At 52.7% G+C, this 21,519-nt stretch carries 23 protein-coding genes; 9 read left to right on the top strand and 14 right to left on the bottom strand.

Going from position 1 to position 21,519, the window contains the following annotated elements; translation table 11 throughout:
* Positions 1-31: 31 nt before the first annotated feature.
* The 3 genes from NMK_RS18435 to lptM form a co-directional block, all read right to left on the bottom strand.
* On the bottom strand, positions 32-196 hold the full coding sequence (locus NMK_RS18435) for a hypothetical protein (RefSeq protein ID WP_181376186.1): 165 nt from the start codon (positions 194-196) through the stop codon (positions 32-34).
* Positions 197-319: 123 nt separating this feature from the next.
* Positions 320-1,564, bottom strand: a complete 1,245-nt coding sequence (gene lysA, locus NMK_RS07135; protein WP_109015042.1) for a diaminopimelate decarboxylase — start codon at positions 1,562-1,564, stop codon at positions 320-322.
* A complete protein-coding gene (lptM, locus tag NMK_RS07130; protein ID WP_109015041.1) occupies positions 1,565-1,687 on the bottom strand; it encodes an LPS translocon maturation chaperone LptM in 123 nt (40 codons plus the stop codon).
* A gap of 163 nt (positions 1,688-1,850) precedes the next feature.
* On the opposite strand from lptM, the gene NMK_RS07125 reads away from it, so the two are divergent.
* The 7 genes from NMK_RS07125 to NMK_RS07095 are packed head-to-tail and all read left to right on the top strand — an operon-like array spanning position 1,851 to position 10,019.
* On the top strand, positions 1,851-2,288 hold the full coding sequence (locus tag NMK_RS07125) for a type IV pilin protein (RefSeq protein ID WP_109015040.1): 438 nt from the start codon (positions 1,851-1,853) through the stop codon (positions 2,286-2,288).
* Positions 2,289-2,298: 10 nt separating this feature from the next.
* A complete protein-coding gene (locus NMK_RS07120) occupies positions 2,299-2,826 on the top strand; it encodes a GspH/FimT family pseudopilin (RefSeq protein ID WP_109015039.1) in 528 nt (175 codons plus the stop codon).
* A gap of 32 nt (positions 2,827-2,858) precedes the next feature.
* The gene (gene pilV, locus NMK_RS07115) at positions 2,859-3,440 is read left to right on the top strand and encodes a type IV pilus modification protein PilV (RefSeq protein ID WP_265415761.1); all 582 of its coding nucleotides are present in this window, start codon (positions 2,859-2,861) and stop codon (positions 3,438-3,440) included.
* Between the two features lie 2 nt (positions 3,441-3,442).
* The gene (locus NMK_RS07110; RefSeq protein WP_109015037.1) at positions 3,443-4,579 is read left to right on the top strand and encodes a PilW family protein; all 1,137 of its coding nucleotides are present in this window, start codon (positions 3,443-3,445) and stop codon (positions 4,577-4,579) included.
* Positions 4,576-5,067, top strand: a complete 492-nt coding sequence (locus NMK_RS07105; RefSeq protein ID WP_109015036.1) for a pilus assembly PilX family protein — start codon at positions 4,576-4,578, stop codon at positions 5,065-5,067. The genes NMK_RS07110 and NMK_RS07105 overlap by 4 nt, the downstream gene beginning before the upstream one ends.
* 18 nt (positions 5,068-5,085) lie before the next feature.
* A complete protein-coding gene (locus tag NMK_RS07100) occupies positions 5,086-9,429 on the top strand; it encodes a pilus assembly protein (RefSeq protein ID WP_146187137.1) in 4,344 nt (1,447 codons plus the stop codon).
* On the top strand, positions 9,342-10,019 hold the full coding sequence (locus NMK_RS07095; protein ID WP_109015034.1) for an energy transducer TonB: 678 nt from the start codon (positions 9,342-9,344) through the stop codon (positions 10,017-10,019). The genes NMK_RS07100 and NMK_RS07095 overlap by 88 nt, the downstream gene beginning before the upstream one ends.
* Here NMK_RS07095 and NMK_RS07090 read toward each other — a convergent pair.
* From NMK_RS07090 to gshA, 6 genes are read right to left on the bottom strand one after another with little or no spacing between them, the layout of a single operon-like run.
* Positions 10,000-10,626: a surface-adhesin E family protein gene (locus NMK_RS07090; protein WP_109015033.1), complete on the bottom strand. Its 627-nt coding sequence runs from the start codon at positions 10,624-10,626 to the stop codon at positions 10,000-10,002. The two genes, NMK_RS07095 and NMK_RS07090, sit on opposite strands and share 20 nt — an antisense overlap.
* Positions 10,623-11,147 carry a Gx transporter family protein gene (locus tag NMK_RS07085; protein WP_109015032.1) on the bottom strand — a complete coding sequence of 175 codons (525 nt, stop codon included), beginning with the start codon at positions 11,145-11,147 and terminating at the stop codon, positions 10,623-10,625. Before NMK_RS07085 ends, NMK_RS07090 begins: the two co-directional genes overlap by 4 nt.
* Entirely contained in the window at positions 11,128-11,508 is a 381-nt protein-coding gene (locus NMK_RS07080) for a NusG domain II-containing protein (protein ID WP_109015031.1), read from the bottom strand. The genes NMK_RS07085 and NMK_RS07080 overlap by 20 nt, the downstream gene beginning before the upstream one ends.
* Positions 11,509-11,510: 2 nt before the next feature.
* Positions 11,511-12,584: an FAD:protein FMN transferase gene (locus NMK_RS07075; protein WP_109015030.1), complete on the bottom strand. Its 1,074-nt coding sequence runs from the start codon at positions 12,582-12,584 to the stop codon at positions 11,511-11,513.
* A 2-nt stretch (positions 12,585-12,586) separates the two neighbouring features.
* Positions 12,587-13,525: a glutathione synthase gene (gene gshB, locus NMK_RS07070; RefSeq protein ID WP_109015029.1), complete on the bottom strand. Its 939-nt coding sequence runs from the start codon at positions 13,523-13,525 to the stop codon at positions 12,587-12,589.
* Entirely contained in the window at positions 13,522-14,799 is a 1,278-nt protein-coding gene (gshA, locus tag NMK_RS07065; protein WP_109015028.1) for a glutamate--cysteine ligase, read from the bottom strand. Before gshA ends, gshB begins: the two co-directional genes overlap by 4 nt.
* A 312-nt stretch (positions 14,800-15,111) precedes the next feature.
* On the opposite strand from gshA, the gene NMK_RS07060 reads away from it, so the two are divergent.
* Positions 15,112-15,570: a GNAT family N-acetyltransferase gene (locus NMK_RS07060; protein WP_109015027.1), complete on the top strand. Its 459-nt coding sequence runs from the start codon at positions 15,112-15,114 to the stop codon at positions 15,568-15,570.
* Between the two features lie 74 nt (positions 15,571-15,644).
* Here NMK_RS07060 and NMK_RS07055 read toward each other — a convergent pair whose 3' ends face one another.
* The 3 genes from NMK_RS07055 to NMK_RS07045 form a co-directional block, all read right to left on the bottom strand.
* Positions 15,645-17,162, bottom strand: coding sequence for an ammonium transporter (locus NMK_RS07055; RefSeq protein WP_109015026.1), 1,518 nt, complete (start codon positions 17,160-17,162; stop codon positions 15,645-15,647).
* A gap of 10 nt (positions 17,163-17,172) precedes the next feature.
* Positions 17,173-17,511 (bottom strand): P-II family nitrogen regulator, encoded by a 339-nt coding sequence (gene glnK, locus NMK_RS07050; protein WP_109015025.1) that lies wholly within the window; start codon positions 17,509-17,511, stop codon positions 17,173-17,175.
* 78 nt (positions 17,512-17,589) lie between these two features.
* Positions 17,590-18,507, bottom strand: a complete 918-nt coding sequence (locus tag NMK_RS07045) for a TorF family putative porin (RefSeq protein ID WP_227871399.1) — start codon at positions 18,505-18,507, stop codon at positions 17,590-17,592.
* 522 nt (positions 18,508-19,029) lie between these two features.
* On the opposite strand from NMK_RS07045, the gene NMK_RS07040 reads away from it, so the two are divergent.
* Positions 19,030-19,656: a hypothetical protein gene (locus NMK_RS07040; protein ID WP_109015024.1), complete on the top strand. Its 627-nt coding sequence runs from the start codon at positions 19,030-19,032 to the stop codon at positions 19,654-19,656.
* Positions 19,657-19,729: 73 nt separating this feature from the next.
* Here the strand turns inward: NMK_RS07040 and NMK_RS07035 are convergent, their stop codons facing one another.
* Positions 19,730-20,134: an allophanate hydrolase-related protein gene (locus NMK_RS07035; protein ID WP_109015023.1), complete on the bottom strand. Its 405-nt coding sequence runs from the start codon at positions 20,132-20,134 to the stop codon at positions 19,730-19,732.
* Positions 20,131-21,513, bottom strand: a complete 1,383-nt coding sequence (gene atzF, locus NMK_RS07030) for an allophanate hydrolase (RefSeq protein ID WP_109015022.1) — start codon at positions 21,511-21,513, stop codon at positions 20,131-20,133. Before atzF ends, NMK_RS07035 begins: the two co-directional genes overlap by 4 nt.
* Between the last annotated feature and the right edge of the window lie 6 nt (positions 21,514-21,519).

Genomic DNA, 21,519 nt, shown 5'->3' with positions numbered 1-21,519 from the left:
ATTCTCGCCTTTTTTATTTATGGCGGCGAAATTACTGCTCTGGGGTATCGCTATTCGCAATGGCCGGATCGACCAACGGAGGCAATGGTTCATCCTGGGCGACTGTCGCGTCATCAGACGCATCATCTGCATAAACCATGGGAGCGGCGAACAACGCGAACAGCATGCACAGCAAGGCAAAAATCGATTTCTTCATCTGCATCCTCCGTTTGTGTAATGGTTGTTAGATACTGCGGAAGAACAATCTACGCCTAATCGCTTTGCTTTACAACTCCCCTAAAACCAATCGAGGGTAAGAGATAAATATATTTAAATTCAATTACTTATAAACTATTTCACCGGCCAGCAATCCTTCCACAGTCTCGCGCTTTCGCACCAGCTTCACATCGTTACCATTGACCATTACTTCAGCCGCACGGGTGCGCGTATTGTAGTTGGAGCTCATGCTCATGCCGTAGGCGCCAGCGGACATCACGGCCAGCAAATCTCCCTCTTCGAGGCATAACTCGCGGTCGTGACCGAGGAAATCGCCGCTCTCACATACAGGACCTACGATTTCAAAAATCTCGTTGGTGCCGATACGCGGCTCCACAGCCAGAATGTCGTGCCAGGCATCGTAAAGTGCAGGGCGCATGAGATCGTTCATAGCCGCATCGACAATGGCAAAATTCTTGGCTTCGCCGTGCTTCAAGTATTCCACCCGTGTCAGCAACACGCCGGCATTGCCCACCAGCGCGCGACCAGGCTCCAACAGTAGCTTGAAACTGCGACCCTTGAGACGCTCCTTGAGTTTTGCGGCATACACAGCAATTTCTGGCGGCGTTTCATCGCGATAGCAAATGCCGACACCGCCACCCAGGTCGAGATGCCGAATGGAAATTCCGGCAGCAGCAAGACGATCTACCAAGGCCAACACCCGTTCCAGCGCAGCCAGAAAGGGATCGATTTCGGTCAGTTGCGAGCCGATATGACAATCCACCCCATGAATCGAGACATTCGGCATAGATGCAGCGCGTTGATAGAGTGCAAAAGCACTATCGTACGCCACGCCAAACTTGTTGTTCTTGAGGCCGGTAGAAATGTACGGATGGGTCTTTGCATCCACATCCGGATTAACTCGCAGTGAAATCGGCGCCACCTTGCCCATTTCGCCCGCCACCTTGTTGAGGCGTTCCAACTCGCTTTCGGACTCGATGTTGAAGCACAAAATGCCTGCTTCCAGCGCTTGGCGCATTTCCGCGGCAGCTTTACCGATGCCCGAAAATACCACCTTTCCCGGATCGCCGCCGGCAGCGATGACACGCGCCAACTCGCCACCAGAAACAATATCGAACCCCGCGCCCATCTTGGCAAAGGTATTAAGTACCGCCAGATTGGAATTCGCTTTCACCGCATAGCAAATGAGATGATCGATACCAGCAAAGCCTTCATCAAATTCGCGATATGCCTCTTGCAACGCGGTTTGCGAATAGACGTAAGTCGGTGTAGAAAACTGCTGGGCGATCTGGGCGAGCGGAACTGCCTCGGCATAGAGCTCGCCGCCCTTGGGAGTAAAGACGTTCACTTATTTATCCTGCTGGGGTTGAGGGTAACGTTGTTCGGGGAGATAGAGCGGGCCGCGAGTGCCGCAACCGTAAAGTAGCGTAATCACTGCCACCAGTGCGAATACTTCAACTAACTTGCGCATTTTATTGATCTTTCAAAATACGAATGTTAGCACAGAGCACATTTCTTCATATTGATTTGCCAGCCGCCGTTCATACAGCGAGTATTACCGTTAATCAGCTTAAAATAGCGGTGGACATTGAAGATTAATATGATTCAGATAAGACATATAAGGAGTATTGGTTATGCGGCAGGGGAAAGGATTTACATTAATTGAGTTGATGATTGTTGTTGCAATCGCGGGCATTTTGGCAGCAATTGCCTATCCGTCCTATATTCAACATGTTGTGAAATCAAACCGAACTGCAGCAGAGAGTTTTCTTCTAACGGTTGCAAACCGCCAAGAACAGTACCTGCTCGATGCTAGACAATATGCGGGGGTTTCCGCCGATCCTGGTGACAGCACGGGCCTTACAACGCTTAATCTTACCGTTCCTTCTAATGTCTCAACCAATTACACGATCAAAGTGGGCGCTGTCACGACAACCCCACCTTATTACAAAGTCACCGCGACGCCTACCGGCACTCAATTATCACGGGACACCCAATGCGGTAGTGTGAGCATCGATCAAACCGGTACTAAACGTATTAGCGGTACTGGCTCAGTCACCTCTTGCTGGTAATTCGTGGATCATGTTTAAACAACCCCAATACCAAATTAAGAGGCAGAATGGATTCACTCTGATCGAGCTGCTTACTACCGTTGCAATTGCCGGAATTCTTGCTGCAATAGCAGTCCCTTCTTATCGCAGCTTCATCCTGACTCACCGTATTAAAAATGCGTCATTCGACTTTGCCAATTCCATGATGTTGGCCAGAAGCGAAGCCATCAAGATTAATGCAACGGTGAATATGGTACCTGCCGGAAGCAGTTGGGCCAACGGCTGGTGTGTGTACTACGCCAGCAATACTGTGAATTGCTCGACGGGCACCGGCACCTTCGTTCAACGACACGAGTCGATGAACAATATTGCTATAACAGGTGCACCAACTACTATCAGCTACACGCGTAACGGAAGGTTGGCCAGCTCGATTTCTGCATTCAACACTAAGATTGCTTCATCACAGAGCGGGGTAACTTATCAAGCTCGATGTATCGTAACTGATGCAACGGGTATGCCAATTTCAAAAACAATCAGCAGCTCGGGTAGTTGCCCATGAGATCCTCGTACAAACTGAATTCAGGCTTCGGGATGATAGAAATCCTGATCTCCCTGCTAATCCTATTGATCGGGCTATTGGGACTCGCTGGTCTGCAAGCTTTAGCACAACGATCAGAAATGGAAAGCTATCAACGCGTCCAAGCCATCGTTCTGTTGCAGGATATGGCAGATCGGATTAAAGCCAACCGGCAAGCTAGTTATTGTTATGGCTTTACTGCCAGTAGCGCTCAAGATACGCAATTCCTGGGTTCGTCTACAGCAAGTGTTACACCTGACCCTACATCGCTTACTTGCGGTACCGGTTCAGCGACCTATGAGGCGACTGCTTTGAGCGATTTGGCCGACTGGCACCAGGCCTTGCTGGGTGCCTCGGAAAAAAAAGGAACCACCAAATTGGGGGCAATGATTGATGCTCGCGGTTGTGTTGTTTTCACACCTGACACCACAACAACAGATAACAGCGACGGGACTTACACTATTACCGTAACTTGGCAAGGCATCAATCCCACATTCGCTCCCGCCTCCGGTACAGACTGCGCCAAAAATACTTATGGCGCTGAAAACTTGAGACGTGCGGTCAGCATGGTGGTCATGGTCCCTAACCTTAACTAAATATGCGTATGAAGACTTGTCACCTCACTCGGCAGACCCAAACTGGCTTATCGCTAGTCGAACTCATGGTTGCCATTACCATAGGGATGCTGCTTGTGCTGGGTGTCACAACAGTCATCGTCAATACCAGCGCTGCTCGTTCAGAGCAGGAACGTGCCGGTAGGCAGATCGAGAATGGCCGCTTTGCAATTCAGACCTTAAGCGACGACATCAAACTGGCCGGCTTTTACGATAACTATTACAACTTAAGTCAACCCGGGACATCAGATTTTTCTACAGCGGTACCAACGCTGCCGGACCCTTGCGTCAGTACGTCATTAAGCTCACTAAAAGCGGCAATGCTCTTACCCATTCAAGGCTACGACGCATTGCCAGACTCTAGTAATCATGCAGCCAGCAGTGTTTACGATGCCTTGCCCAGCGTCACTGCCGCACCCGAGTGTAAAACCAATGTATCTTCGACCCTACTACCCAATTACCAAGCAGGAACCGACATTCTGGTGACTCGTCGAGCAGACACTAATGTTACAAGCGGGGCGCTAACTGCAACCTCTTGGTACATTCAAACGATGCCAGATAATTTTGTATTCAATCTGGGCAGCAACTCTGCAACCTTCACTCTCACGAAAAAAGACAGCGCCACAGCGGCCGACATTCGGCAATATCTCGTCCATATCTACTACATCAGTTCGAAAAACGCACAGAACCAATCAGTCCCGACTTTATATATGCTTGAACTGGGAACTCCTCCTTCCAGTTCATCCTGTATCTCATCCGGTGCCACAGCACCATGCTTCTATGCTGTCCCGATTGCCGAAGGCATTGAAAATCTGCAGTTGGAATACGGAATCGATAATGATCAGGATGGCTCTCCCGACACCTATGTAGTTTCAAGCCCATCCACACCTATGACCACAACTCAATGGGCTCATACAGTCACCGTGAAGGTTGGCGTACTAGCAAGAAACACCGATATCAGTCCCGGTAATTCCGACACCAAGACTTATCAGTTGGGCTCTGTCACCATTCCTGCCGCCAACGATCAATACAAACGGCATGCTTTCACCTCTGTTGTTCGGGTGATGAACATGAGCATGAGAGCTTGTATTTTCAGTTCAAATACGAATTGCAAAACATGACAACCAAACAGATTTCCAGTATTCGATCCAATACCGGCGCGACCCTCGTGATTGCGTTGGTGATGCTTATTGTTTTGACGGTTATCGTGGTTTCGGCCATTCGCATTAGTAGCGTCAATCTCCGAATTGCCGGCAACATGCAAACCATTGCCAACGTCACAGCATCTGCTCAACAAGGCATTGATACCTTTATTGCAACCTCCACTAACTTTACGGCTGCCCCATCCACAAACACAACAATTCCAGTATCAACTTCGGGCGTTACAGTAACTGTCAAACCACCTAAATGCATCAATACTTATACAGATGCGGGTTACGACTATGAGTTCTCAGCTGGCGGGGCAGTGGGTGATACCTCAAGCTCAGCTCCGCAATCCACCATGTGGGACATTTATGCGACAGCAACAGACAGTCTTACCAATGCCAGCATTACCGTACATCAAGGCGTCAAAATTCGACTGCCCCCAGGCAGTACTTGCGCCAATTAAAGTTCTATGGAGTTCACTATGAGAAAACTATTCATCTCGCTTATGCTTTTTTCAGGGCTAGTTTCAGGAAATGCCCTTGGTGATGATACTGACCTGTTTCTCATCAATTCTGCCTTGGCAGGCTCACGCCCTAATGTCCTCATCATTATGGACAACACGGCCAATTGGAATAATGCATTCAGCTACGAAAAAGCTAACCTGAAATCGGTTATCGACAATCTAAACGCCAACATCAACGTTGGATTAATGATGTTCACCGAAAGCGGCACCGGTAACTCGAACACGGACGGCGCATACGTCCGCTACGCTATACGTCAAATGACAACGACAAACAAAAATGCGTTGTCGTCAGTGGTGAATGGGTTAGATGTTGGTAATGATAAATCTAATAATCAAAAAGCCAGTCTCGCAATGGACGAAGCTTATCAGTATTACATTGGAGGAACACCTTACGCAGGCAATGGCAAGGTTAAAACCGATTACACCAACAACACTTACATTACATCTCCGGTAAACGCGACATTAAATGCGCTGACTGCAAAAGACGGCACCAGTTACTTCAGCCCCATGGTGGACAATTGCCAGCAGAACTACATCATTTACATTAGTAACGGCAAAGGAAATGAAAACACGGCAGACCTGACCACAGCGACAAGCGCGCTCTCTGCTGCTGGTGGGAACACAACAGCCATTACCCTTTCTGACAATTCATTCCAAACAAATGTAGCTGATGAATGGTCTCGCTACCTCGCGAATAACGATATTCGTGCTACACAAACTGGACATACCCCGGACTGGAGCGGTAAGCAAACCATCAAGACTTATGTCGTCTATGTCCGCGACCCAAATGATGCGTCAGGTCAACACCCAGCAGGCTGGAAAGTACTATTGCAAAGCGTCGCAGCTAATGGAGGCGGTAAATTTTATTACGTCAATGACGGTAGTACGCTTAAAACCGCACTTGATGATGCTTTCACCGACATGATGGGCGTAAATAGCGTTTTTTCGTCGTCAACACTCCCCGTAAGCGTTAACGTTCGAGGCACCTACCTCAATCAGGTGTACATGGGTGTGTTCCGACCAGACAGCAATGCTTCTCCGCGCTGGCCTGGAAATCTTAAGCAGTACCAGCTTGCCCTGGACGTCAACAACAACGTATATATGGCTGATGCCACGACGCAGAAAGCGCCCGTTGAGAGTCAAGGGTTCATCTCCCCCACCGTCACGAGTTTTTGGACTTCGAAAACTGACTCTAACAACCCTCAAACCTGGCCTAATGGTTTTTGGGACTTCAATTACTATCCTCAAGCACAGTCTTCCGGCGGTACGTTCGATGCACCTGACGGCAATTTGGTTGAAAAAGGCGGCGCAGCCCAGAAATTGCGCAATGCTTACGCAACAGATCAGTCCGGCCGCAAGCTTTTTACCTGCACGGGAACCTGTACAGCCAACACAACGCTGACGACCAGCAACAACGATACCTCATTTACAACGGCTAATACCAATATTACCAATACCAGCGTAGGTATATTCACGCCCTTTACTGCCACATCAATTACGCGAGCAGGAAATGTAGCGACGGTAACGGCCACTAATCACGGGCTTTCCACTGGAGATGCTGTCAGCATTACTGGGGCAACGCCCAGCGATTACAATCTTGTTAACCAAAACATAACAAAAATTGATAACAACACCTTCACGTATCTAGTCACAACGAGCCCTGCTTATCCAGCAACGGGCAGTATCACGGGTTCGCTAGCAGCAGGAGTTTCTTACCCCATTGGGTCCATTTCACGGACGAACTCAGGGGGAACAACAGAAACTGTGACAGTAAACATGGGCGGTTCTTACGTAGCGAATTCTTTCGCCAGTGGATCCTTACTCATAAGTGGCACAACACCAACTCAATATAGCGGCACGTTTACCGTTACTTGTCAAAACGTAGGATGCAGTCAATTTACTTATCCAATCACCCTTGGGCCAAGCACTCCAGGTGGTGGTGGAACGGCTACAGCTCCTGTGACAACATGTGCATCTGGCAACAAAAACTGTACGACCGCCAATACATCAGTGACCATTGCATCAATTGGTGCTAAACCAACCGACGGTATTGTGCGCTCAGGAACAACTGTAACGGTAACCACTACGGCTAAACATGGCTTTGCCTCCTCTGGCACGGTTACGATCGCTGGGGCTTCACCTAGTGACTACAACGGCACATGGTCTTTCTCCAATGCGTCAGGAACTTCCTTCACTATTTCAAACTTCCCGTTGACGCCCAGTACTCCGGCAACAGTGATGGGAACCGCCAGCCAAACCGGGGTAGCTTCAATTACTATTTCCGCTCTAACGCGCACCAACTCGGCTGTTACAGAAACTGTCACAGGAACAACCAGCACGAACCTCTCCGCTGCTCCTTATAGTTTAACTGTAGGAAATACGTTCTCCATTACAATTTCCGGAGCGAATGAGACCGAATATAACGGGACAAAGACTGCCACCCTCACTTCTGCAAGTGCAACCGGCAGTACTTTCACATACAGCGTAGTCACCACTCCCACCACTCCAGCAACGGGGACATTCACTATCAGCCCAGGAAGCATCACCCGTGATGGTTTAATCAATTGGGTACGCGGACAAAACGTGAAAGGCGATGACAACCCAAGTCTTTCAACTACTGATGTTCGTGGGTATCTGCATGGTGATGTACTGCATTCAAGACCTGCTGTAGTTAACTACAACCGCTCAACAGTCACTTCTTCCACAGGTGCAAATGAGGACATCGTTGTTTATTACGGTGGTAACGACGGCATTCTGCACTCTGTAAAAGGTGGGCAGCTCTCAACAGATGGCACCGAAAAATGGGGCTTTATTCCCAGCGAGTTCTTCGGAAAATTCAAGCGGCTGTATTACGAATTGCCCAAAGTGACAACGAGCCCTCGTGACTACTTCGTAGATGGCCCGTTGAATGTTTACTTCAATGACGTCAATTCAGACAACCAATTAATCAGCTCCGATACTGACAAAGTCTACTTGTATCTCGGCATGCGTCGTGGGGGAAGATTCATTTATGGGTTGAATGTGAGCGATCCGGACACTCCCAAATACATGTGGAAGAAGTCTAATAGCGACGGCGGGTTCGGTGAACTCGGCCAGACCTGGTCAGATATGTCGCCCTCATATATCAAATATTTCAACGGCAAGGGCTTGTCCTCCGGATCATGTGCGGCGCTGGGTAGCCCAAGCTACGATGCGAATTGTTCAGCCAAGAATGAACGTACTGCCACAGCTAAACGTCAGGTGCTTATTCCTGCCCTTGTGTTTGGTGCTGGGTACGATTCAACGGCCAACGACGCTCAACCTCAGGCAACTGCAACGATGGGACGAGGCATTTATATCCTTGATGGTCGGGATGGCTCCATCATTTGGATGGCAGGCCCCAGCAAGCCCGCCAACTTCCCCACGACAGCAGTGTTTAAGCAAGTCAGCGGCATGACTTTTTCTATCCCCTCCGATTTAACCGTAATTGATTCGGATAATGATGGATATGCTGACCGTGCATATGCCCCAGATACCGGTGGGAATATTTGGCGTGTCAATTTCGATGATGTTGATCCTAACAACTGGACCGTTAGCCTGCTCGCTTCCCTGGCTGGCTCTGGTGACGCAAATGCCCGAAAATTCTTGTTTGCGCCATCGGTGGTCTACTCTACGACGTACGATGCTGTATTGATTGGATCAGGTGACCGCGAACACCCTCTTGATACAACAGTTGTAAATCGTTTCTACATGATCAAGGATAGCCATAGCGTTAATGCTACTTATGCACCAGAAACTGGCGGCATGGCTACCATCACTGAAAACGATTTGTGCGACTTGACGAGTGATGCGCTCCAAGGGACCGACGCAACAGCGATGGCTACAGCACAGTCTTGTATCGACAACTCAGCCAAGAAAGGTTGGTTTATTACGCTATCTACAACGGGTGAGAAAACCGTGAGTGCGTCGTCTACGGTAGGAGGTATCGTCTTCTTCTCAACCAATGTCCCGGCTTCTGTCGTAGCTAGCCAACAATGTTCCAGTTTAGGTGAAGCTCGTATTTATGCACTCGACTTTACCAATGCTAAATCGGTGATTGATTTCACCAACAACTCAACGCTTGATGTCCATGACCGTTATACAGTGCGTGACGGTGGAGGATTTGCTCCTAGTCCAACTTCGGTAGCTGTATCTTTGCAGGCAGCTGACGGAACCACGACAGTAAAAGAGGTAACATGCACGGGAACAACGTGCTTCACTCCTCCAAGCAAACCTTACCTTACGAGATACCGCACATATTGGTACAAAGAGATCGATCAGTAATACGTATTACGCTTGCATTGGCATGTTCGATTTTTCTTCATATCGTTATCGTTGCAATGTATCGCGAAACTGGTGCCCTTAAAAAATCGGGGCACCAGTTAACTCTTTCCGTACAGCTACGCTCGCCCCACATCACTTCATCAACTCAAACACCTGCGCCATCCTTATCCCAGAACAGTCCGTCTATAAAGTCACAAGATGACGGAGGTCAAAACGCTGTAATACCAGCGCCTTTGATCAAATATTACAAATCAAGTGAAGTGGACGTCCGCGCCGAGCCAATTCATCTAGCACCTTTGAATTACCCTCAGGGCGCATCCAGCTCTCGTATTTCCGGTGTTGTGAAATTACGTGTTTACATCAATGAGACAGGAAAAATCGATGATATCCAAGTTGATGAGTCTTCTTTGGGTAAACCGTTTGAAGAAGCTGCCCGACAAACGATTCTAAACAGTAGCTTTGCGCCCGCAATGAAGGGCGGTATCAACGTAAAGAGTCAAAAACTATTGGAAATTACTTTTGAACCGATAGAGGAAGTTCCCCTTCCTCCCGGCTCGGATGGCGATCAACTCAATACAACTGCTCCATAATCTGTGGCATAGGTAACGGCGTAGCAGGCTGCTTATCAGGCAGCCTGACGTTGGGTACTTGTGGGGAAACAGGTTTAGCCGGTACAGGTACGGTGGGGGTAGAAACCGTTGGTGCAGGGAGAGCAGGCATTTGCGGCTTGGTCTCGTCCTTCTTTTTGCCCGCCTGTTTCAGCTCAGCCTCGACATTCGCTTGCTCAGCCTTGATTCGCGCCTCTTCCTGCTTGCGCCACACCATGGGACACAGCACCTGATCATAGGCGTCGCCGATGGTATCGGGGATGATCGGTGCGGGAGGGGTATCGTCTTCGGCAACGTAGTCGATGCTCTCGCCGTTTTCCGCGTAATAGAGATAGCTCATCAACTTGGCGGTGTGCTCGCCGCAGTGAATGCGCTCGCGCAGGATGCCCGTTGTCGCCTCGCGGCCTTTCATGGGCTGCGGGATCTTGAATATGACTTTCTTCCAGTAGGTAATCTCGTCTTCCTTGATGACCAGTTTGCTTTTGTCGTAGAAGTACTGGTCGCTCGACCCTGCGTTCGGCAACGCTACCCATTCTGCGGCCCAGGCTGGGCTGCTGGTGAGGGCTAGTGCGACGATGAGTTTTTTCACTGCGTTTCCCCGGTTGATTCTGCAGCCAATAATTTTGCCGCAATCAATCCGTTTAGGGTACCGAACAGCAAGGCAAAGGTCGCGAATACTGGTACAAGATAGGCAAGGCCTGCACTGGGAATCAGCCATAGACGGACGATGATCAGTTGCCCGGCAATATGGGCGAAAGCGGCAAAGATGCTGTGGCTCACCGGACCAAACCACCTTTTCGGCAAGTGCATAGCCAAGCTCAAAGCCAGCAAGCTGGCGATGGCACCGGACAGGCTCAGCACAAATGTCGGCGTCAGAAAATTGCCGAACAGAAGACTGACTGCGAATACGCGCAGCAGCGATACCCAGGCTGCCGTCACAAAATCATATCGATGCAACACGTACAGCGTGATGACGTTTGCGATGCCGGGTTTGACGCCGGGCAAAGGCGTCGGCATGACTGCTTCGGCCAAGTGCAACACTATGGCAAAGGCCGCAAGCCGCGCAACCTCGTGATCGCGTTGGGTGGTCTTAATAATTAAGGGAGTCATAGCCCTTGTCCCCCAACAATTCCACACTGACGCGATTCGGCAAACACACGGCCACCTGTCCCGCCTTGCTGAGCCAGCCTTGGTGTACGCAGTACTGGTTACTGCAAGGGGAGCTCTCGAAGCGGGCTTGATGATGATGGATGGTGATGCGGCTGATGCCGATAGGGCCTGGGACTTCCACGATACGGTCCTGGTTGAGGCTGAAGGTCGCGAATATTCGGTCGCCGCTGTGGATTCTAACCTTGCCCGCAGGACTTGAACTCCAGAGCGTGGCATAGGCAAACGCCACGACGACGATGCCTGCCAGGATCACAAGCCAATCCCCCGGAAGCAACCTGGCCCAGCTTCCCCAATTACGCATGCTCAATGCTTGGCGATGGGAGTCGAAGGGATGGTCGCAAGCCCGTTGTTTTCATCAAGCTTGTAGGTTTTTTCTTCGAACTTTACTTTGTCGCGCATTTCAGGCGTCAGTGAAATAGTGCCGATGGCATCTATGACCAGCGCATAGTTCACGCCCATCAGCTTGGCGGCATCGCGCCAGCCGTTCCTTCCAGAGATAAACAACGGCTTGGAGGTAACATCCGACAAAGTACCGGCATTGGGGCCGGGTGGAATCAGCACCGTCACGGCTTGCATTTCCTGCGCTGGATAACCGGTCCGCGGATCGATGATATGGCAATAGCGTTTGCCGTCGATCTCGAAATAGCGCTGGTAATCGCCGGATGTCCCGATGGCCCAGCCATCCGGCAGATTAAGCGTGGCAATCGGGCCGGCCTTACGCGGATGCTGGATACCAACGCGCCAAGGCCGAGTACCATGGGCTCCGATGGCAATGATATTGCCTCCGATATTAATCAATGCCCCCTGCACGCCTTCCTGACGCAAATATGCGGCAGCCAAATCCAGCGCATATCCCTTGGCATAACCGCCCAGATCCAGCTTGACCGCCTGGTTGCGGCTGCTCGCCTCACCGTTGGCGACCATGATGTCGGTCATCTGAGGTTTGGCATCCAGCCATTTGTGGATTTCCTCCGGTGCGGGATGGGTGGGCGTAAACTCATCGCGCTGAAAACCCCAGACATTGATGAGATGGCCGATAGCCGGGTTGAACAGGCCCTGCGATTGCACCGAATACTTGGTCGCATCCTGAATGATCTTGGCCAGCTCCGGGCTCACCTTCTGTGGCCTTCCGGCAGCAAATGCCTGGTTGACACGATCCAGGTCGCTGCCCTCTTTCCAGGCGTGCAAGCTATTGTGTAGGCGCTGGAATTCATCCAATACATGGGCCGCAAGCTGCTGGGCGCGTGTTTCGTCCTCGCCGTAAATGGTGATATCGACCAGGGTGCCGAACACATAGGCTTGCTGCTGGTACAACGGCTCGCGTCCGCAGCCCGCCAGCGTCAGCAAAATCGCGATCAATAGCCAGGCCAGGCGCATGTTCAAGCGGCCTCTCGTTCCAGCGCATCGACGAACAAGGCTGCCGGCCGACAATCGGTCTGTGCGGCGATTTCAACCATGCAGGTCGGGCTGGTGACGTTGATTTCGGTGAGATGCTCGCCGATCACATCGAGGCCGACGAGAAATAATCCCAACGGTTTGAGCTGGGCACCTACGGCTTCGCCGATTTCGCGGTCGCGCGCCGATAAAGGTTGTGCCACGCCAGTTCCACCTGCCGCTAAATTACCCCGAGTCTCACCGGCCTTGGGAATACGCGCGAGGGCATAAGGCAGCGGCTCCCCGTTAATCAGCAGGATGCGCTTGTCGCCTTGCTTGATCGCGGGGAGATAGCGCTGTGCCATGACGGTGCGGCGCTCATGATGCGTAATGGTTTCGAGGATCACACCGATGTTGTGGTCTTCGCTATGCAAGCGAAAGATACCGCTGCCCCCCATGCCATCGAGAGGTTTGACGACGATATCGCCGTGCTGAGCTAGAAATTCGCGAATCAGCGCCATTTCCCGCGTGACGATGAATTCCGGGGCGAACTGCGGAAAGCGTGCAACTGAGAGCTTTTCGTTGAAATCGCGGATGGCTTGCGGTCGATTCAGCACGCGCGCACCCTGCTTCTCGGCGAGTTCCAGCAAGTAGGTGCTGTAGACGTACTCCATGTCGAACGGCGGATCCTTGCGCATCAGCACGGCATCGAAGGTCTCGGGTGCCATCGCTGTCTTGGGCTCAGCAGCGTACCAATCCTCGCCATCGCTTATTTTCAGCGGCTGTGCATGGAAAACAATACGGTTTCCGATAAGCCGAATATCCTGCTGTTCCAAAGCGAAAATCGCGTGTCCTCGGCGTGAAGCTTCTCGCATGACCGCAATCGATGTGTCTTTTTGCGGCTTGAGTTCGTCCAGCGGGTCGAGGATCAGCGCAATCTTCAAGCGACGACTTCCTCGGTTTCGAGTTCGAGTGAGGCGGCCAGCAATGCCAGGCGTGCAACCACCCCATAGGCATAGAAGCGATTGGGCGCGGTATCGGGTTTGCCGGCACAGTCGGGCATGGAGCAAGGCGTTTCGAAGGCCAGCGGCTCGAAGTGCATGCCCGGTGCATTAAGGTTTTCGTCGATGCCGCGCCCGGTATGCACGCGGTAAAAGCCGCCGACGACATAGTGGTCGATCATATACACCACGGGCTCGGCCACTGCGTCATTGATATTCTCGAAGGTGTACACGCCTTCCTGGATGATAACTTCGCTGACCTCCATGCCTTCCTTGATCACGGCCATCTTGTTGCGCTGCTTGCGGTTGAGGCCGCGTACGTCGTCTGGACTTTTCACCGTCATGATGCCCATGCCGTAGGTGCCGGCGTTGGCTTTGACGATGACAAAAGGCTCGTGGTCGATTTCGTATTGACGGTATTTTTCGCGGATGCGGCCCAGCAATTCGTCTACTTTCGCCGCTAGGCACTCTTCTCCGGTACGTTCCTGGAAATTGACTTCGTGGCAGGTCGAGAAATAAGGATTCACCAACCAAGGGTCGATACCGATCAACGCGCCGAATTCCTCGGCAACGCGGTTATACGCGGCAAAATGGCTAGACTTGCGGCGCACGGCCCACCCTGCCTTGAGCGGCGGAATAAGCGATTGTTCGATATTTTGCAGAATCTCAGGAATGCCGCCGGAAAGGTCATTGTTCAGAATGACGGCACAGGGGTCGTAGCCGTCCAGCACCAGTCGATTGCCCTTGCGCTTGACCGGCTCCAGCACAATGTTGCCTCCGCTCGGCAATTCCAATGTCAGCGGTTCTTCAAGGTCGGGAATAAGACTGCCGATGCGCACCGTCAAGCCGGTTTGGCGCAAGATTGTGGCGAGCGCGGCAACGTTTTCCAGATAGAAACCGTTGCGGGTGTGATTTTCCGGGATCAGCATGAAGCGCTGTGCATCGGGACAAATCTTTTCCACCGCCGCCATCGCAGCTTGGATACAGAGCGGCCCGAAATCAGGGCTCAGGTTATTGAACCCGCCCGGGAACAGATTCGTATCCACCGGCGCGAGCTTGAAACCGCTGTTGCGCAAATCTACTGAGGCGTAGAACGGCGTACCGTGTTCCAGCCATTGCTTGCGCAGCCAATGTTCGATGCGCGGCATGGCATCGAGGATATGTTGTTCGAGTGCGAGTAGCGGCCCGGTCTGGGCTGTAGTGAGGTGTGGGACCATGCGAAGATTGTAGCACGCAAAAAATGCCCAAAAAAAAGCGGGCCATAGGCCCGCAGAGGGAGGAGGTTAACCAGACAAGAGCAGCAAACATCACGTACTACTGTCGGTTGTAATTAAGCACCAACCGTGCCAATCAGTCCGCCATTACATTTATCAAGAATACCTGCGACCTTTACTCGTTCAGGCATCGCCACATGCACCATAACCGGGCACATTGCACCGTTCGCGAGTGTTTAATTTCGCTCAAACTCGACATGACATCAGGCACGCTGCCTGCTTCAATAGCAGCATTTCCTTCTTACGGATTTCAACATGTCCTGCCATACCATTACAGATGCGATTGTTGACGACATCCCTGCCCTGTTGCCCCTGCTCGATTCTCTGTTCAACATCGAGCAAGATTTTCAGCCGGATCGAGATAAACAGGCGCGCGGCCTTGGTCGATTGATCGAAGCTTCTGACCGCGCCGTCATCAAGGTTGCCAAGACGCAGGAAGGTCGCCTCATCGGCATGGTGAGCGCGCAATTAGTGATTTCCACGGCAGAAGGCGCCTACTCCGTCTGGATCGAAGACATGGTGATAGTTGAGGAATACCGGGCTCAAGGCATCGGCAGGCAATTGCTGCAAGCCGCGTTGGATTGGGCATACGACAAAGGTGCAACCCGAGCACAACTACTGGTCGATTTGGACAACACTCCGGCAATCGGCTATTACGACCATCTTGGCTGGGAAAGCACTCGACTCGGGGCGCGTAGACTTTATCTTAAGTAATCCGACCTAAACGACAGGCAATAAAAAACGGGCACTTGCGTGCCCGTTTTTGTTTCCAGCTACTACTCCGTAGATTAGTAGTGGTAAGCGCGTTCGCCGTGCTCGGTGGTGTCCAGACCTTCGCGCTCGACTTCTTCGCTGACGCGGAGACCGATCACGAGATCGACCACCTTGTAGGCGATGAAGGCAACTACGCCGGACCAGACGATGGTCGTACCCACGCCCCACAGTTGGCTGATGACTTGAGCACTCATGTCGAAGTCAGCCACCTTGTTGGCAGCGTAGTCGTACACGCCGGTGCCGCCCAGAGCCGGGCTTACCAGGATACCGGTGGTGATGGCGCCGAAGATACCGCCGATGCAGTGCACACCGAAGACGTCCAGGGAGTCGTCATAACCCAGCTTGCTCTTCACAACAGTAACGAACGTGAAGCACAGCGGGGAAACCAGCAGGCCTTGAACGATAGCGCCCATGGGGCCGACGAAGCCGCAAGCCGGGGTAATCGCCACCAAGCCGGCAATCGCACCGGAAGCAGCACCCAGCATGGAAGGCTTACCCTTGGTGAACCATTCAACGAACATCCAGGAAGATGCTGCAGCGCAGGTTGCCAGCAGGGTGTTAGCGAACACCAGGGTAGCAGCGCCGTTGGCTTCCAGGTTGGAACCGACGTTGAAGCCGAACCAGCCCACCCACAGCAGGGATGCACCGATCATGGTCATGGTCACGCTGTGCGGAGCCATGGCTTCGCGGCCGAAACCGACACGCTTGCCCAGCACCAGAGCACCGACCAGGCCAGCAATACCGGCGTTGATGTGCACCACGGTACCGCCTGCGAAGTCGAGCGCACCCTTGTTGAAGATGAAGCCAGCCAGTTCGTTTGCCTTGGCACCGGCTTCAGCCGTGGTGAAGGCATCAGGACCGGACCAGAACCACACCATGTGTGCGATAGGCAGGTAGGAGAACGTGAACCACAGGGCCAGGAACATCAGCAGCGCGGAGAACTTCATGCGCTCTGCAAACGCACCGACGATCAAGGCCGGCGTGATGACGGCGAAGGTCAGTTGGAAGCACATGTAGATATACTCAGGAATGACCACGCCCTTGCTGAACGTTGCAGCAGTGGAATCAGGCGTCATGCCGTGCAGGAACAGACGATCGAAACCGCCGAAGAATTGCGTTGTCCCTTGCGTGAAGGCAATGCTGTAGCCATACAGTGCCCACAGGACGCCCAGGAAACAGGTCGCCATGAAGGTTTGCATCAGCACGGACAGCATGTTCTTGCTACGCACCATACCGCCGTAGAAGAGACCCAAGCCGGGGACACACATCATCAACACCAAACAGGTGGCAACGATCATCCAGGAAGTGTCGCCCTTGTTGGGCACTGGTGCAGGCGCTGCAGCTGCAGCGGCCGGAGCAGCCGCGTCGGCGGCAGCAGGTGCCGCAGGAGCAGCAACTGCGGGAGCCGCGGCAGGTGCTGCAGCAGCGTCAGCCGTAGCCGCCGGTGCGGCAGGAGCAGCATCCTCGGCGTAGGACATGCCGCCGAAACCGAGCGTAGCTGCAATCAGAATCGCAGAGAGAAAGTGCTTCATATCGAGCCCCTTAGAGCGCGTCCGAACCGGATTCGCCGGTACGGATGCGATAGACTTGTTCTAGGTCGAAGACAAAAATCTTGCCATCGCCGATCTTGCCAGTACTGGCGGCCTTTTCGATGGTTTCGATGACCTGATCCAGCATGTTGTCATCAATTGCGGCTTCCAGCTTGACCTTGGGCAGGAAATCCACGACATACTCGGCACCGCGATAAAGCTCGGTGTGACCTTTCTGCCGCCCAAAGCCCTTGACTTCAGTAACGGTGATGCCCTGAACGCCAATGGCGGACAGCGCTTCCCGCACTTCGTCAAGCTTGAAGGGCTTGATGATTGCGGTAACTAATTTCATGAAAGTCTCCTGACTTAAGTGTTGTTAGAACCGGCAAGTTGGGTGCTCATCCAGCCTGCCGGGTAGTGCCAAAACGTCTTAGAAGCTCTTGGTCAACGTGATGAAGCCGGTATCCTTTGCGATATCAGACTTCGAGGTGGTGTTACGCAAGCTCAAAAAGTCCTTGTAAGCATCGGGTTCGTTGGTGCCTGAGTAGAACGCACCAACAGACCAACCACCGTTGAAAGCCTTGGTAATACCTGCCTTGTAATACGTGATGTCCAAACCATTGGAATCAGAAATGATCTGACGACCAACTTGACCTGAAATCGTCCAGGTTGGAACCACTTCGTACGCAGCATCGGCTTCGTAGTAGTAAGAACCCTTGGTGTCGCCGCCAGGCTTAACACCAGCGTTCAGGTTGCCGTTGAAACCGCCGCCAACACCAGAGTTGTTATTGTCCCAGCCCCAGTAGTCAGTCAACGTAGTACCCGCTTTCACGGTCAGCCACTTGTACGTTAGGGCACCATAAATTTCAAAGGTATTCAGAGACTTGGACTTGGTGTTGCAGCTCGGGCAAGTCGGGGGGTTGAAACCCGAATCGCTCCAGTTAGCGCCTGGATAGTAGTAATAGATACCGCCAACGTCGAAGCTCACGTCGGAAACAGCAGGAACAGCACCACGGAAGCCACCGTAGAAGTCAGTTTCCAGGTTAGCACCAGGCAGCCACTGATCACTTACGTTGGAAGCAGCGAAGCCTGCATAGAAACCGGACTTATGGTCTGCTTCGATGCCAAACTGTGCAGCCGGCTTGCCCCAGGTTTGGGACTGACCGCGGAAGATGTAATCAGTTACGAAGGAGATGCTGGCCGGGAAGGTCCAATCGGGAGCAGGTGCGGCAGCAGCTGCTTCAGCAGCCGGAGCCGCTGCTGCTGGAGCGGCATCTTCAGCCATTGCCACACCGGAGAGCGCTGCAAACGTGCTCGCAACGGCGAGGGTCATTAACTTCTTATGCATATCTTTTCCTTTCTAGTAAAAAGCTGTTTTAAAACTTGAAACAAAATGAGCACTTGTTCTAAGCAACACCTATGCCAAAGATTAAAACCCATATAAAACAGGTCACTGCGATGCTATCTTTCTGAAGAGAGCTAAGCAAACGCAATCTAGATGGGTTCCTGTTATGCAAATTCGCACGCTTTCGGTGCATTTCTTCCAAGCAAACGCCCTCTTTTAATCAGCCCGCCCCATTGGGGGGGATTCCAAGGCTCAATCGCGTGGTGAATTTTTTGCTTGCGAATGAGACGATGCCTCGAAGCCGTCGATAGCAACCGCCGCACAGCTTGTTTAACGGCCGCATCGCACCATCCCGGAGCGCATGCCCTTTGTTTGGGATTTAGGGCTGCAATCCCGCTTGCTTACTTAATGAAATTTTTTGCCATGGCCAGTGAACTGTCTTATTTACGCCACACAATTCACCCTCTTGCGCCCGTTCCTCCGGAATACATCGGTGTATGGCAGCGTCGAAGATTGGAAACCTCCATGGGTAGAGACGACACCAGCCTAGTGTTCTGGCTGCAAACCGAGCATTTGCATGGCGATATTCGTGTACCTGCAGGTCGCCCGGCTTTCGATGTGCCATCGCTATCCCGGATGACGGAGCAACACCTCAATTGGCTCGCCTTGCAACAGGGCTTTGCCGGGATGACGGCAGTCGAGGGCGACCTATGCCAATGGCATCGTGAGATCGACTACCAACCCGAGAACGGTATGCGCGATATCGGTCGGATGCAGTTCGAAGGTCGGGACAAGCTGATCGAAACCGGCGTGGATGTCGAATATCTGGAAGTGTGGGAAATGCTGCCGGAGAGCGCTGGCCGCATCGCCAGCTTAAAAACGACAATGAAATTAGCCGATGACCGGGAAGTGCCTGCTTATTGGCTCATGGCTGGGAACTGGTTCATGTTCACCCGCGACCGCGCAGCGCCGTTACCTACGGCAGCAGACCTGCAAACTGCCATCAGGAAACACCGTCCCGATCTGGTCACGTTGACTGCATGGTTAGACGTGGAAATTTCCTTCGGCCGGGTGCAAGCAAATGGCATTGGCTTAATCCAGCACTCGACCTTACCTTTTCGCGAAGGACGAATGGTGGATTTGCCGTTTTAAGTGAGTGTTAACGGGTACGCCGGCAAATCACTGCATTACGATTTACCAGCTCGCCCCCTAATTCAAGACTTGCTTAGCTTCCGCTCGAGGCCAGCAGAAAACCGCGCCAGCCGCCGAAATGTGTGATGTCCTCGGCGTTTTCCGTGGCATAGGCCTCGCACAAAAAACCCTGCACTAAACTGCCATCGGCAAGCTCAATCGTGCCGATGCCCAACGGTGCGGGAATAGCGGCGACGAACGCACCGTATTCGGTCACCGGCACTTCCCATACTTCCAGCTCTATCGTACCGCCGCGTCCAGTACGCAATAATCCGGGGCGCGGCGGGATAAACCCGGCAAGCTTGTAAAAACGGTAGCTTGGTGAAGTTGTAGTCTTGGCTACAAGCCTTCCGCCGATACTGGTCAATTGGCTATTAAGCGGCAAGCCGCTCATGTGGGCGCCGCATACGGCAACGCGGACCATGCGGATTTCGGTCATGCTGTCAGCTCCGTCTTTTGTTGTTCCAATATCCCAAACCGCTTCTGCCCTGCTGTGGCACGTGCTGCCAAATTCAGCAATCGTGCATCGTTGAACGCCGGGGCGCACAACGTTATCCCAAACGGCAAGCCGTTTGCCTGGAACCCGGCGGGAATGGCCACTGCAGATAGATCGAGCAGGTTCATGAAATTGGTGTAATAGCCAAGGTTAGAATTGGTCTTGACCGGGTCGGCCCCGACTTCTTCTATGCGGTATATCGTTCCCGCTGTCGGGGTGACGATGACATCAACGTCGTCCCACACGCCTGCCGTCAGTCGTTGCATGGCCTTCAGCCGGTACAGTGCAGTAAAGGTATCCGCCGCCGAAAACTTCACCGCACCGCCGATGATTTGACGTGTGACGGGGAACATTGCATCGGGTTGGTTTTCGATGAATTCGCGTATCGCCGCATATCGCTCGGCCACCCACGGTCCTTCGTACAAAAGCCTCGCCGTATCGAGGAAAGGCTGGAAATCGATTTCCACCTCCTCACCTCCAATGGCGCGCAAATGCTCGACCGCATCCTTGAACAATTGCGGCGTATCGGGATTGCCGAAGAACGCCAATTGCTCCGGCTTGGGCACACCGAACTTGAAACCACTGCCAAGGATGGATGAAGGCTTTTCGACAACACGCGAATAAGGGTCGGCGGCATCGAAACCTTGTGCCGCTTCCAGCACCGTCGCCGCATCATCAGATGTCAGCGCGAAGATGGAGACGCAATCCAGCGTGCGACACGCCGGCACCACGCCGGATGTGCTTAACAACCCGCAAGTCGGCTTATGGCCGACGAGGTTGTTAAAGGCAGCCGGTACACGTCCGGAGCCCGCTGTATCTGTCCCAAGGCTGAAACTTGCCAACCCCAACGCCACGGCTACCGCCGAACCGGCACTCGATCCGCCCGAAATATAGTCCGGGTCGAAGGCGTTACGACCCGCACCGTAGGGAGAACGAACGCCGACCAGCCCTGTGGCAAATTGATCAAGGTTAGTCTTGCCCACCGGAATGGCGCCTGCGTCGATGAGTTTCTGCACCACTGTGGCGCTTTTTTCTGGAACGTATGCAAAATCCGGGCAAGCTGCGGTGGTAGAAATGCCGGCGAGATCGATATTGTCCTTGATGGCGAACGGAATGCCGTAAAGCGGGTAATCGGCCGGGTTCTTGCCTTCCAGCGCCATTGCATAAGCCAGCATTTCCTCATGGCTCAGGCGGCGTATCCAGATGTGATGCACGTCCTCGCTACCGATGGCGGCGTCCACATCCTCTACCAGTTGTTTAGGCGTCAGGCTGCCGTCGAGGTAGCGGCGGCGGAGTGCGGCGATATTCAAATTAAGCGTCATGGCCGG

Source organism: Novimethylophilus kurashikiensis (assembly GCF_003112435.1).
Taxonomy (GTDB): Bacteria; Pseudomonadota; Gammaproteobacteria; order Burkholderiales; family Methylophilaceae; genus Novimethylophilus; species Novimethylophilus kurashikiensis.
The sequence above is the reverse complement of the archived record's forward strand: the minus strand, read 5'-3'. Positions and strand labels throughout refer to the sequence as shown.